Here is a 13,234-nt window from a genome sequence, read left to right as displayed (position 1 = left end):
GGAGGTAATCATGAAATACGAAGTTATTTTATTTGATGTCGATGATACACTATTTGATTTTAAAAAGGCAGAGCGTCATGCGCTACATCATACGTTTACCCAATTCGGCTTGCCACAAGGGGCTACAGAGTATAAGGCCAGCTATGATGAAATCAATAGTACGCTGTGGAGGGAAGCAGAGGAAGGACATATTACTTCGGCGGAGCTGCGAGTGGAGAGGTTCAAGCGATTGTTTGCTGCTCATGAGCTGGATTTCAATCCAGATGCTTTTAGTGCTGCTTATTTACGTTATTTGGGTGAAGGAGCCTTTTTGATTGACGGAGCGGTTGAAATATGTGAGCTGCTGTCCAACTGTCGGTTGGCGATCATTACGAACGGGATCAAGGAGGTGCAAACCTCCCGAATTCAGCTTTCACCGTTGAGTCATGTGTTTGAAGAGGTGATTATTTCCGAGGAAGTGGGTTGCCAAAAGCCACAAGCCGCTATTTTTGAATATGCATTTACAAAGCTGGCCGTTTCGGATAAAAGCAAGGTTCTCATGGTCGGTGATTCGCTAACTGCGGATATCCAGGGAGGGAACAATTACGGAATTGATACCTGCTGGTTCAACCCTGCCGGGAAAGCAAACACATCTGGAATTCAACCAACTTTTGAAATAAAAAGCTTGATGGAACTAGCGAATATTGTAATTTCAGAAGGCCATGTGTTGAATCTTACAGCACCTAAAATCTAGATGAGTGAATGAGAACGCAACAGAATATTTTGGATAATGAAGAGCCTGACAACACATATTCAGTGGGGTCAAGCTCTGCTCATTAATTCAGGCTTTTTTAAACGAATGTTTGAGCTCACAAAACGCTTAAGAGGCGAGATAGACTATAATTACCGGCATACCTTTGTGCCAGCTGTTTGGAGGGCAGCTGTTTATTCTGTATTAAAGATGTTTTTATAATCGATCTTGGTATTGATATGTGGCTAAGCTTCTTGACAGTCTGTTTATATCGAGGTTATCATAGATATATAATATCTGTGATTAAAAACAGAGGGAGAAGAAAATTATATTGAAAGTATTTGAAGCACTCTTACAAAAAGGAGATCGAGTCTATGTGTAGCGAACCCTTTACCCATCACGGAAACCCGGAAGCGTATAATGATAAGTTGGGTTTTGTCGCCAAGTTAGAAGAGGGTGTCTTATCCTTGCTGCAGCCTCAACGCGGAGAGCGAATCCTGGACGTAGGCTGCGGGAATGGAGATTTGACCGCCAAGATGGCAGCCGCCGGAGCGATTCCCACAGGTATTGATCTGTCTGATGAGATGGTGAGACGGGCCAGACAGAAGTACCCTGAACTACATTTTCAGGTAGAAAATGCTTGTCATTACCGAACGGATGCCCCCTTTGACGCTGTGTTTTCCAATGCAGCTTTGCACTGGATCAAGGATGCTGCGGCTGTCGCCCGCTCCATCTGGCTGGCCCTTCGGGAGGAAGGACGATTCGTAGCCGAATTCGCAGGCAGCGGTAATGTCGCCGTACTGACTGCTGCTATAAAAGAGGAGCTGGAGGCACATGGTTATGCGTGGGAGGGCCGAAGTCCGTGGTATTTTCCCACCATTGGTGAATACACCAGTTTGCTGGAGCAGATTGGTTTCCGCGTTACGTTGGCTCAGCACTTTGATAGGCCCACTCCGCTCAAGGGCGATGCAGGGCTTCGCAGCTGGCTTGACGGGTTTGCCGATTATTTCTTCCCGGACGTCACATCCACAGACAAAGTGCTGATCTACCGCGCCATCGAGGCAAAGGTTAAGCCGCATCTGGTGCAGGGAGGACAATGGACAGTAGACACAAGTCGATTGCGTATCGTCGCCATCAAGAAAACCGCTTAGAGAGAGCAAAGAAGCGGTGAGGAAATCCAAACACCTTCAAGAGCAACCTACCGTGTCGTAAGATATGGAGATGCCTTGGAGGTGTTTTTCGTTAGCTATTGTAAACATTCGCATTGGATTCTTAAGTTTGGTAAGTGATTTCGTTAAGAATAGATGATAGGAGAGGTTAGCTTCCTTTGTTATTATTAAATTGTAAGGTATTGAAGGGTATAGGCCTACTCCGTTGAGATTACCTGCAGTTATATAAGAGCAAAGCGCAGACATTTAAGAATAAAATGTAACCGCTTTATTAAGCGCTTTCAAAATGATTTTTTGCTTACGTGATATTTCGTTTGTTGACACCTAGATGATGACTGCTTTTTCAGGAGGGAGATACTATGGACAATCGCAAACTCGCCGAAGATATTATCAAGTATGTTGGCGGTAAAGAAAATATTGATCATTTGGAGCATTGCGTTACCCGTTTAAGATTTATGCTGAAAGACAATGCCACTGCCCAAACGGACAAAATTAAGAATCTGGACGGGGTGATGACAGCGATCATCAGCGGGGGACAATATCAGGTCGTCATTGGCAACAAAGTAAAAGACGTTTATTCAGAGGTTATGAATCAGTTGGGCGCTCATTTTACGACCGAAGAATCCAACACAGCGGGATCGGACAAGAAAAAAAATGCGTTTAATCGTCTTATTGATGTGATCGTCGGTATTATTTCACCAATTATTGGGGTCATGGCCTCAGCGGGGATTATTAAGGGCTTTCTCGCTCTTTTTACCGCTTTACATTGGCTTGCGCAGACAGACGGTACCTACATCTTGCTCAATGCACTTGGAGATAGCTTGTTTTATTTTCTTCCGGTTTTGATTGGGTTTTCTGCAGGCAAAAAGTTTGGTGCCAATCCTTTCATTACGGCTGTACTTGGAGCAGCACTGGTATATCCCAACATTGTTACCGCTTATAATGCCGGGAGTAGCCTAAGCTTTGTGGGCATTCCCGTCGTTCTGGCCAATTATACATCGTCCTTATTTCCGATTATTTTTGCAGCTTGGATGGCCGCGAAAATTGAAAAGTGGTTTGAACGAAAACTACCTGCTTCACTCAAAATGATATTTGTTCCGCTATTCACTATTCTCATTACGGGAATACTGGCATTCCTGATCGTGGGTCCTGTACTGTCTGCATTCAGTGATGGTCTTGCAAAGGTCACCATGGCTATCTATAACCTTAGCCCTGTGGTCGCAGGCATCATTCTGGGCGGATTTTGGCAGATCATCGTCATTTTCGGACTTCATTATGCCTTTATACCGGTTCTGATTAATAATATCACTACACTGCATTACGATCCCGTAAATGCGATTTTGAACGTTACCGTTCTAGCGCAAGTCGGAGCAGCATTGGGTGTATTTCTCAAAGCCAAAAGCAAAAAAGTCCGCAGCATCGCAGGGCCTGCCGCTTTATCAGCAGCCATGGGTGTCACGGAACCAGCGATATATGGTATTTCCTTGCCCATGAAAAAGCCTTTTGTTATGGCGGGAATAGCGGGAGCCATGGGCGGAGGTATAACTGCAGCTATGGGAGCCAGGATGTATGGGTTCGGAGGCTCAGGGATGTTTGCGGCTCCGCTGTTTATCAATCCAAAAGGAATTGATGTGAGCTTCTACGCCTTCTTGACCTCCAGTGCGACAGCCTTGGTGGTCGCTACCATACTGACTTATCTGTTTGGTTACAAAAACCAGCCAGAGCCGGCGGCAGATAAAGTAGCCGAGCCTGTAGAGGAGAGTTCCGGCACAAGTGATTTGCACATTAATGATACGAAGACGGTTTACAATCCTGTTCAAGGTATGCTTATTCCGCTCTCTGAAGTCAAAGATGAGGCCTTCTCTAGCGGCGCGATGGGTAAAGGTTTTGCGATCATTCCGAGAGACAACAAAGTATACGCTCCCTTCGACGGGACTATTGTAACAGTCGCTAATTCCAAACATGCCTTGGCGCTTTTATCCACGGACGGTGTGGAACTGCTTATTCATATCGGAATTAACACGGTCAAACTAAAAGGCGCTCCGTTTGATATTAAAGTGAAGGAAAATGATAGGGTCAAAAAGGGGCTGTTATTGGCAGAAGTAGATTTTGCCATGATTGTGGAGAGCAACTATGATGTCACTATACCCATCATTGTCACCAATAGCTTTGATCATCAACTCATTGAACTCCAGGCTGCTGAAAACCAGGAAGTTCAAACTGGAGATCCTGTTCTCAGCATTCGATAAAATAAGCATGTCTCCAGAGGCTTGACTGGCTAGCTTGCTGCCAGCCAGTCAGCTATCTGTATTTTTTACGGTAATCGCTGGGTGTTTGATTGAAGAAGGAAGTGAACTTTTTATAGAAAAATCCGAGATTGTTATAACCGACTTCATTAGCTACTTCGTTAACCGTCAATGAAGTGTTGGTTAGAAGCATGGCCGCGCTTGTTAATCGCTGGATTTGAATCATTTCCTTAAATGTTCTGCCTGTGGCTTTCCTTAGATAAGCACTCAAATAGTTGGGGTGGAAGTTGAAATGCTTAGCTGTAGCAGCTAATGTTGCTTCCTTGTAATGTTCTTCGAGATACTTCAAAATTTCAATCAGATTGGTGCGGGAAGGATTTTCAATGTATTGTTTTTCCTGATTCCCTTGGAATGTCTGCAAAAGCTTGCTAAACATGATTACCATATAGGAATCGATGATTTCCTTGGAGTACATGTTGGGATCAAATGATTCGCACATCAGATTCTCCATGGTTTCTTTAAAAGAGATTTCGTTATCGGTATGAAAAATAATATAGCGGTTATGGTCCTGAATCTGGGAAACTGCATTGATAATGAATTGGGAAATAATCCCTGTACTTGCCAGCCTGCTTAAAAAAGAAGTTGTAAAAAAGGGCTTAAGCATAATGAAATTTATAATGATATCTTCCTCTGTTGTTTCTAAAATGGTGTGGGGCACATTGGTATCGAGCATACAAAGATCACCTTCATGAAGGGTGATATGCTGCCCATTAATTAGCTGCTTACACTGACCGGCGTAAACATAATTAATCTCCACATAGTTATGAATGTGAACGGGAATTTTGGAGTATCTGGAATGCTGGCGAATCGACATTTGGGAGATTTGTAATTTGTTAAAGGCATTTTCCGGGAATTTTGAATTCCGTTGACTGTGAAGCGAGTCATTATCGAATTCAAATATGTACACTGGCTCTTCGGATGCACGAGTCGTTTTTCTCATTTTTTCGTACATTTGAAGCCCGCTATCGGGGTCCTTTTTATGCCGAAGTTCGCTTTCCGACATTTCCATAAGACGTTGCCTGAGCTCTTCACGATACATGTTTGATTCACCTCTGCAGCTATCACTATAGAAGATTAAGTTTAGTAAGTCAAATGGTTAAGTTGAGAAGATATTAAAGTCAAGGTTACCTTTGTTATCATGGAATTGAACTCAAGATTACTTTAAAAATAAACAGACAGTAATTTAGAAGATAAAACGAATCGATGGGATGGGTGTGTTATGAAAAGGCTGACTGATGTCTTGGAAAATAAGCAGGACAATTATATTTTTCCGCTGTTTTGGATTCATGGTGAAGAAGAAGAGATTCTCAGAGAAGCCGTAGGTAAAGTTCAGGATGCCGGCATTCAGGCTTTGTGTGTGGAGTCCAGACCACATCCGGATTTTGTTGGTGAGCTTTGGTGGAGGGATATGGATATCATCATGGATGAGGCTCGCAACCGGGGCATGAAGGTGTGGCTTCTGGATGACTCTCATTTTCCTACAGGTTATGCCAACGGTAAAATCGTTTCTGAATATCCGCAGCATGCCAAAAAATATTTAAAAATTCATCAATTGGATTTTGTGGGCCCTCTGAAGGACTCCTCTTTTCTGGTGAAATGGGGCAGCCCCGGGAATCGGATGAGTCTTGATTTGAAACCAGTCCCGATTCAGGATGAAATTCTGGGGATCGTTGCTGCTCGTCGAACTGGAGAGAACAGCGTAGATCCTTTAACCCTGCAGGATGTGACCTCTTTTGAGAAAAACGGAGTTTTGTATTGGGACATACCGGAAGGGGATTGGCGGATATTTATTATGCTGCAGACAGTGCATGGGGGAGAACCCCATACGGATGGATATTTAAACCCGCTAGATCCGGAAGCGGTAAAAGTATTGATTGAGGAGGTGTATGAACCTCATTACCAGCATTATAAACATGATTTTGGAAAAACGTTCGCCGGCTTTTTCTCGGATGAGCCGCGTTTTGGAAATATGCATGGCGCGTTTGGGGCCATCGGCAGAGCCGAAATGGTTTTCCCCTGGAAAGAAGGACTTCTCGAAAAATTTACACCTGAGGAGCGGCTTCAGCTTCCGCTGCTGTCCACGGTAGAGGGGCAAGGAACCGAGCACTCGATTCGCTATAAATATATGGATATGATCAGCCGTATGTACGGTGAGTCCTTTACTGGTACATTAGCAGCCTGGTGCCGCGAGCGTGGTGTTGAATATATCGGTCATCTGATCGAAGACAACAATGCGCATGCTCGCCTTGGCTATGGAGCCGGACATTTCTTCAGAGCCATTTGGGAGCAAGATATGTCCGGTATTGATGTGGTGTTAAATCAAATTATGCCTGGTATGGACAAAGGGACGTTCAAATCTATGACGGCTAAAGGATGGGACGGCGAGTTTTTCCATTATGGACTTGCCAAAATGGGCACATCCTTGGGGCACCTCGATCCCAAGAAAAACAACCGCACCCTGTGTGAAGTATACGGAGCCTATGGTTGGGCGGAAGGCATTAAGCTGATGAAATGGATAACGGATCATATGCTGGTCCGGGGCGTCACCCATTTTGTTCCTCATGCTTTTTCGCCGAAGGAATTTCCGGACCCTGATTGCCCGCCACATTTGGATGCGAGGGGACATAATCCGCAATATCGGTTCATGAGGGAGCTGTTCAACTACCTCAACCGTGTCAGCCACCTGCTGAATGGAGGGGAGCATGTTGCTCCTGTAGGGCTGCTTTATCATGCGGAAGCGGAGTGGCTTGGGGACTATATGCTGTTCCAAAAGCCTGCCCGTGAGCTTATGCAGCATCAAATTGACTTTGATGTGATTCCTGTCGATCTGATTGTAGAAGCTGAACCCGAGGGAAATGAATACAAGATCAATGGGAAAGCATTCAGGGTTCTCGTCATCCCCTATGCGGAAGCTTTGCCGCAAAGACTGCTGACGCAAGTCAAGACACTTACGGATGCCGGCATCCCGGTCTATTTTATGGACGGATTGCCAGTACGTAATGAGTACGGGGAAGCGGTAGATCCTCTGCTTCTGGCAGGAGCAGCTATTAAAAAATTAAGCGATTTTGCAGTCCAGCTACAGGAGGAAGGAATTAGCGATATCCGGACATCGGAGTTTCAGCCTTATCTTCGTTACTATCACTATCAGCAGAAGGATGGGAATCTGTACATGTTCTTCAATGAAGATCCTTACCGGATCATTGAGACAAAGGTAACTTTAAGCACTGGGAAGCAGATTGCCGCTTACGATGGCTTTGACAACCGTCTGAAGTCCATTCCTCAAACCTTGGAAAATGGAAAAAGGATTGTCTCTCTCAAGTTGCATCCATATGAGTCGATCGTGGTATTTGAAAGTGAAGAGGCTGTTGAAGCAGGCAGAGAAACAGTAAACGAACTGGCAAATATCCACGGCCCATGGAACATTTCCTTTTCGACGGCTGAAGCTTATCCTCATTTTTCATCCCAAATTGTTCTGGACTCGCTTCAGGATATCTCCAGATTGGAAGGGCGTGAACGATTCTCCGGAACAGTACGTTATGAGCTGTCGATCGATCTAGAAGAAGAAGTCGAAGACGTCCGAATCGACTTGGGTCGTGTATATGAGGTGGCTGAGGTAACAATCAACGGTCGAGATCTGGGAGTGAAAATCTGTCCACCTTATATCGTTGAAGTTGGAGATGCACTGCGTAAGGGGAAGAATGAAATCATTATTGAAGTCACTAACAACCTCGGCAAGCAGGAGCAGGATTTCTTGTCCCAATACATGATTCAGGAGCCGACAGGGCTGTTTGGACCGGTGCGTTTATTGAAATCATATTTAGCAGAGTAGGCAGCAGGGAAAACAATGGTTATGGTTTTAAATTAAGGCGGTGGAATGAATACGCCTAATTGAGAAGCTCAGCATGCAAGATTCAGGCAGCCGATCATTCGGCTGCCCTTACAATGCCCAGTTTGACTTAGGGATAACTTCAAGAATGAAACCCGTTTCACTAAGCGTTTTTATCTGATAAGATAATCAGGAATATTAGATGCAAAGGAAGGTTTCGCATATGACACCGATCACAATATACGATATCGCAAGAGAAGCGAATGTATCCGTCTCTACCGTCTCCAGGGTACTGAATGACACGGCTCCGGTGCGTGCAAGCACATTTTTTGGGTAGGTAAAATATAATGAGACCAAATATGAACCCCTTTCATTAACGAAGTGGATTTTATACTCACTTTAATGAAACCCCTTTCATGAAATGGGTTCCATTTTATTTTTTCTTTGGTTCATCACATTTAAGGGGGCGCTTAGTTTGCAAAGAAGCTTGAAAGTAATTTTCTTATTGATTCTGGCCATGGTATTAGGTCTGACGGCTTGCAGTAAAGGGGGGAGCAGTGCATCCGGGCCCGACGGCAAGGTAAATCTGACGATGACCATCTGGGGTTCGGAGAATGAGAAGAAAATCTATCAAGAGCGGCTGGATATCGTGAAGCAGACCTACCCGGATATCAACGTGAAGCTGAATCTGGTGGCCGGGGATTACGATCAGAAGGTACAGACCATGATCGCTGGGGGTACAGCGCTGGACATCATGATGATTGCTGAGAACTATCAAGCATATGCCTCCAAAAAGCAAATTATTGCGCTGGACGATATGATCCAGACGAACAATGTGAATATGTCGGAACGCTATTCCGAGGATATTATGAACTTGATGAAGTATGATGGCAAGCAGTACGGTATGCCGGATCGGGCGGGAGCGATGATCCTCTTTTACAACAAGGACTTATTTGACAAGGCTGGAGTGAAATATCCATCTAAGGACTGGACCCAGCAGGATTTAATGGATGCAGCCCAGAAGCTGACGGTCAAAGAGAACGGCAAGACCATTCAATGGGGGTACTATCCAGGCAGTTGGTGGCCGCAGTGGATGCAGCTGATCTATCAGAACGGCGGCTCTCTGTTCGACCAAGAGGGTAAGCCTACCTTTAACACGGAACCTGTGCGCAATGCCCTGCAGTTTATGAATGACCTTACCTTCAAGTACGGCGTCGGACCGACACCAACGGAGATTGCCGACATGGGCAATATCGGGGCTGACCCTCTGTTTGCCCAAGGCAAGATCGCTATGGAAACCACCGGTTTCTGGAACATTGGCTCGCTCGCAAAAGTGGAAGGCATCAACTGGGATATCGCTTCCATCTGGGGTGAGACGAATGCATTTTTCAACGGCTTCACGATTACGAATGCATCCGAGCATAAGGAAGAAGCCTTCAAGGTCATTGAGGCACTGACGACACTGAACGGCCAGATGCCATTAATTAAGGCGGGGCAGGATGCACCAGCGACCAAGGCGGGGCTATCGAGTGACGAATTCCTCAATGCCGAATATGGAGGCAAAAAAATCAATATGGCAGCCTTCAGCGAATCGAAAATCTACGCGGAGCCCTTCAATCCGAAATGGAATGAAATGATGAAGCTGATCAATGATAAGTTGAGTGTCTACTTCAACAATAAGGCGTCACTAGACGATACGGTGACCCAGATTCAGAGTGGGATGGAGAAACTATACCCGTAACTGCACAGCTTTGGCAAGTTCAATAGCATAGAAGAGAGAGGATGAATGGAATTTGGATACCGTGCAGGTTCCATTTTCTCTCTCGTCAATAGGGAGGGCTTGACGTGAAGCAAAAGGACGGCAAATGGTTCTATATCTTCATCTCGCCTTGGCTGATCGGGTTCGTCGGGCTGACACTGGGGCCGATCCTGTTCTCGATTTATATGAGTTTCACCAACTGGGATTTGTTCCAGTCCCCGTCATTCATCGGATTGGACAATTACAAGACCTTGCTGACCGATGATCCGCTGTTCTGGAAGTCGGTGGGCAACACCTTCTTTTACGCGTTGATCTCCATACCACTGGGCATGGCAATTTCGCTATGTATTGCCTATTACCTGAACAAGAAGATCAAGGGTATTACCTTCTTCCGGATTCTGTTCTATCTGCCTTCTGTCGTTCCGGTAGTGGCCAGCTCACTGCTGTTCGTGCACCTGCTAGCACCGAGCAAAGGACTGATTAACAAAGCACTGGCCTTACTTGGTATTCAGGGGCCAGCTTGGCTGCTTGATCCCAACTGGGTGAAGCCCGCCTTGATCCTGATGTCCCTGTGGGGCGTCGGGGGAGGTGTCGTGCTGCTGCTGGCCGGGATGAAGGGAATTCCTCAGGAACTATACGAGGCAGCTGCCATCGACGGAGCGCAAAGCACGCAGTCTTTTTTCCACATTACCTTTCCGATGCTGACGCCCGTCATTTTCTTCAACCTGGTGACCGGCATCATTGGAGCATTGCAGACCTTCGCGCAGGTATTTATCGTCACTTCCGGGGGACCGGACAATGCGAGCCAGATGGTCGTGCCCTACCTGTTCCAGAATGCGTTCCAGTTCTACAAGATGGGCTATGCTTCCGCGATTGCATGGGTGCTGTTCATCATGATCATGGTATTAACCCTACTCATCTTCCGGTCATCGGCGTTATGGGTGCACTACGAGGAGGGAAAAACAAATGAGTAATCCATCCACCGCGGAGAAGGCCATCTCCTACATTTTTCTGATTCTTGTTGGCGTGCTCCTCGCTTCGCCATTCCTCTACATGATCTCCATAGCCCTGGCTAGTGATGCGACAACGATTAAGCTGGCATTTACCTTCGTTCCGAGAGAATTCGAGTGGTCCAACTTCTATACCATCTTTACAAACAATAACCTGGGCACTTATCTGGAAAATTCGGTTATGATCACCATGTTCACCATTATCGGCTCGGTGCTGTCGGCTTCGGTCGTATCATACGGCTTTGCACGTATACAGGCCAAGGGCAGTCGGTTCCTGTTCATCGTGCTGCTCAGCACAATGATGATCCCGGGTGAGGTAACAATGGTCCCGCAGTTCATCATCTTCCGTCATTTGGACTGGATCAACACGTTTTATCCGCTGATTGTGCCGAGCTTTTTTGCCGGTGCGTTTAATGTGTTCCTGATCCGGCAGTTCGTAATGAGCATACCGAGGTCGCTGGATGAAGCCGCCATGATCGACGGCATGGGACATCCGGGGATCTACTGGAAGATTATCATGCCACTGACCTATCCAATTCTGGCCGCCATCGCTATCTTCTCGTTCTCGTGGAACTGGGGGAACTTCATGGGGCCACTCATCTACATCAATGATCCGGAGAAAATGCCGCTTGCACTGGGTGTGCAGCTCCTCACCACAGTAAGTGGTGGACAGTTGCCTCCATGGAATCTCGTGATGATTGCATCGTTGTTCTTGACCATTCCAATGGTGCTGGTCTATCTATTGGGACAGCGTTATGTATATGAAGCCAATATTAGTGGAGGCAGCAGTGGCATTAAGTGACAGGAGGAATTTGCATGAATCATGCTTCGAAAAAAATAACTAGGTCCATTACATTTATGAGCGAACCGGTGCGAATCAAGCTGGAAGAATCGTACGATCATTTTGAAGGCTGGGGTACGTCGCTTGCTTGGTGGGCGAATGAGCTGGGCGGATGGGAGGATCAGGCAAAGGCTGCCGAGGTGATGGATCTCGTATTTGACCCGGAGAAGGGGCTTGGATTGAATATCGTACGATATAATATCGGTGGCGGTGAAAATTCGGATATGCAGGAGCTGCGCCCTGGTGGAGATGTGCCCGGCTTTCAGCCAGAACCGGGGAAGTGGGACTGGGAGGCTGATGCCGGACAGCGTGCGGTGTTGCAAGGAGCGCTGAAACGCGGTGCCAACATTGCCGAAGCCTTCTCCAATTCACCACCGTATTGGATGACCAACAGCGGTTCGGTGACGGGGGCAGTGGATGGCGGCAACAATCTGCGTGAGGACCAATATGATGCTTTTGCTGATTATTTGACCGAAGTCGTAAAGTATTACCGGGATCAGTGGGGAATCACGTTCCGCACACTTGATCCGCTGAATGAACCGTCCTCGAATTGGTGGAAGAAGGGAAACATACAGGAGGGCTGTCATTTCACGGTCGACAAGCAGGCCAAGATTATCCGCAAAGTGGCAGGCTCCTTGAAGAGCAAGGGGCTGGATGCTACGGTGGTCAGTGCGGCGGATGACAACAGCATTGATGAGACAGTGCATAATCTACAGGCCTATGACCTGGACACTCTGGACGTGATCGGACAGATCAACACACATTCCTACAACGGAAGCCGGATGGAGGAACTGAGGACGCTGGCGGAGCAACTGGGTAAGCGACTATGGATGTCCGAGTGCGGTACGGGCGGCAGTGAGACTCACAGTCATGACGATATGACCTCGGTGCAGGAGCTGGCGGAACGAATCATGCTCGATCTGAAAATCATGCAGCCGTCCGCTTGGGTATACTGGCAGGCCGTAGAGGATGAAGGCGCAAATAACAATTGGGGGTTCATCCATGCCCACTTCACCGGAGAAGAGCAGTATGAGGTGACCAAGCAATATTATGGCATGGCCCAGTTCAGCAAGTTCATCGACCGGGGGCATCCATTATTCCAACCGATGACGGACGAACGCTCGCTACCTATGATCCGGCCAGACGGAAACTGGTGCTGGTGATCCGCAATGAGCTATCGGCTAGCAAGACGGCCATTGAGCTAAATGATTTCACCTACTCGGATGCTATGGAGGCGCAGGTTTACCAGACTTCTCCCGACAGTAATATGAAGCGTCTTGAGAATGTTTTGGTGTATCACAACGGGCTGGAAGTGGATACGGCAGAGAATTCGATTACAACTGTGGTTCTGAACGAAGTTACTCTGAAGTTGAAGTAAGATCAATATTGTTGAATGATCGATTTGATCCTGATTCAGTCATCTTGGATAGCACGAACTAGGTGGAAGCCCAGTAACGATATTTATGCAAACGCTTACAAATTATAAGTTTCTATTCTGCGAAAGGGGTGGTATGTCATATGATCACATGTTAGAACTTTCAGAAAGTGAAGCGTTGGAATACAACAGCCGGTTTAACGGCATCATCATCTAGC

General features: G+C 46.6%; 10 protein-coding genes and 1 pseudogene. 10 read left to right on the top strand and 1 reads right to left on the bottom strand.

Annotation, left to right across the window (positions count from 1 at the left end):
* The first annotated feature begins 10 nt into the window (after window positions 1–10).
* The 3 genes from B4V02_RS13125 (at window position 11) to B4V02_RS13115 (ending at window position 4,148) form a co-directional block, all read left to right on the top strand.
* A complete protein-coding gene (locus B4V02_RS13125) occupies window positions 11–733 on the top strand; it encodes a YjjG family noncanonical pyrimidine nucleotidase (protein ID WP_094155129.1) in 723 nt (240 codons plus the stop codon).
* Between the two features lie 371 nt (window positions 734–1,104).
* A complete protein-coding gene (locus B4V02_RS13120; protein ID WP_094155128.1) occupies window positions 1,105–1,881 on the top strand; it encodes a class I SAM-dependent methyltransferase in 777 nt (258 codons plus the stop codon).
* A 377-nt stretch (window positions 1,882–2,258) separates the two neighbouring features.
* A complete protein-coding gene (locus B4V02_RS13115; RefSeq protein ID WP_094155127.1) occupies window positions 2,259–4,148 on the top strand; it encodes a beta-glucoside-specific PTS transporter subunit IIABC in 1,890 nt (629 codons plus the stop codon).
* Between the two features lie 52 nt (window positions 4,149–4,200).
* Here B4V02_RS13115 and B4V02_RS13110 read toward each other — a convergent pair whose 3' ends face one another.
* The gene (locus B4V02_RS13110; RefSeq protein WP_094155126.1) at window positions 4,201–5,244 is read right to left on the bottom strand and encodes an AraC family transcriptional regulator; all 1,044 of its coding nucleotides are present in this window, start codon (window positions 5,242–5,244) and stop codon (window positions 4,201–4,203) included.
* A 180-nt stretch (window positions 5,245–5,424) separates the two neighbouring features.
* On the opposite strand from B4V02_RS13110, the gene B4V02_RS13105 reads away from it, so the two are divergent.
* From B4V02_RS13105 to B4V02_RS26665, 7 genes and pseudogenes are all read left to right on the top strand, one after another.
* Window positions 5,425–8,034 (top strand): glycosylhydrolase-like jelly roll fold domain-containing protein, encoded by a 2,610-nt coding sequence (locus tag B4V02_RS13105; protein WP_094155125.1) that lies wholly within the window; start codon window positions 5,425–5,427, stop codon window positions 8,032–8,034.
* A 199-nt stretch (window positions 8,035–8,233) separates the two neighbouring features.
* Window positions 8,234–8,356, top strand: a pseudogene (locus B4V02_RS13100) (LacI family DNA-binding transcriptional regulator); the annotation flags it as partial.
* A 150-nt stretch (window positions 8,357–8,506) separates the two neighbouring features.
* Window positions 8,507–9,772, top strand: coding sequence for an ABC transporter substrate-binding protein (locus tag B4V02_RS13095; RefSeq protein ID WP_094155124.1), 1,266 nt, complete (start codon window positions 8,507–8,509; stop codon window positions 9,770–9,772).
* A gap of 104 nt (window positions 9,773–9,876) precedes the next feature.
* On the top strand, window positions 9,877–10,764 hold the full coding sequence (locus B4V02_RS13090) for a carbohydrate ABC transporter permease (RefSeq protein ID WP_094155123.1): 888 nt from the start codon (window positions 9,877–9,879) through the stop codon (window positions 10,762–10,764).
* The gene (locus tag B4V02_RS13085; RefSeq protein ID WP_094155122.1) at window positions 10,757–11,602 is read left to right on the top strand and encodes a carbohydrate ABC transporter permease; all 846 of its coding nucleotides are present in this window, start codon (window positions 10,757–10,759) and stop codon (window positions 11,600–11,602) included. Before B4V02_RS13090 ends, B4V02_RS13085 begins: the two co-directional genes overlap by 8 nt.
* 14 nt (window positions 11,603–11,616) lie before the next feature.
* Entirely contained in the window at window positions 11,617–12,804 is a 1,188-nt protein-coding gene (locus B4V02_RS13080) for a glycoside hydrolase family 30 protein (protein ID WP_244188517.1), read from the top strand.
* A complete protein-coding gene (locus B4V02_RS26665; RefSeq protein ID WP_244188516.1) occupies window positions 12,801–13,019 on the top strand; it encodes a hypothetical protein in 219 nt (72 codons plus the stop codon). Before B4V02_RS13080 ends, B4V02_RS26665 begins: the two co-directional genes overlap by 4 nt.
* Window positions 13,020–13,234 lie beyond the last annotated feature (215 nt).

The organism is Paenibacillus kribbensis, from assembly GCF_002240415.1.
Classification (GTDB): Bacteria; Bacillota; Bacilli; order Paenibacillales; family Paenibacillaceae; genus Paenibacillus; species Paenibacillus kribbensis.
Note: the sequence above shows the minus strand (reverse complement) of the source record. Positions and strands in the feature narration are given on the sequence as shown.

Excerpts from the sequence above, each read along its gene's own strand:
- B4V02_RS13115 (WP_094155127.1), top strand. The coding sequence starts at position 2,259 with ATGGACAATCGCAAACTCGCCGAAGATATTATCAAGTATGTTGGCGGT.
- B4V02_RS13110 (WP_094155126.1), bottom strand. The coding sequence starts at position 5,244 with ATGTATCGTGAAGAGCTCAGGCAACGTCTTATGGAAATGTCGGAAAGC.
- B4V02_RS13120 (WP_094155128.1), top strand. The coding sequence starts at position 1,105 with ATGTGTAGCGAACCCTTTACCCATCACGGAAACCCGGAAGCGTATAAT.
- B4V02_RS13105 (WP_094155125.1), top strand. The coding sequence starts at position 5,425 with ATGAAAAGGCTGACTGATGTCTTGGAAAATAAGCAGGACAATTATATT.
- B4V02_RS13080 (WP_244188517.1), top strand. The coding sequence starts at position 11,617 with ATGAATCATGCTTCGAAAAAAATAACTAGGTCCATTACATTTATGAGC.
- B4V02_RS13125 (WP_094155129.1), top strand. The coding sequence starts at position 11 with ATGAAATACGAAGTTATTTTATTTGATGTCGATGATACACTATTTGAT.
- B4V02_RS13085 (WP_094155122.1), top strand. The coding sequence starts at position 10,757 with ATGAGTAATCCATCCACCGCGGAGAAGGCCATCTCCTACATTTTTCTG.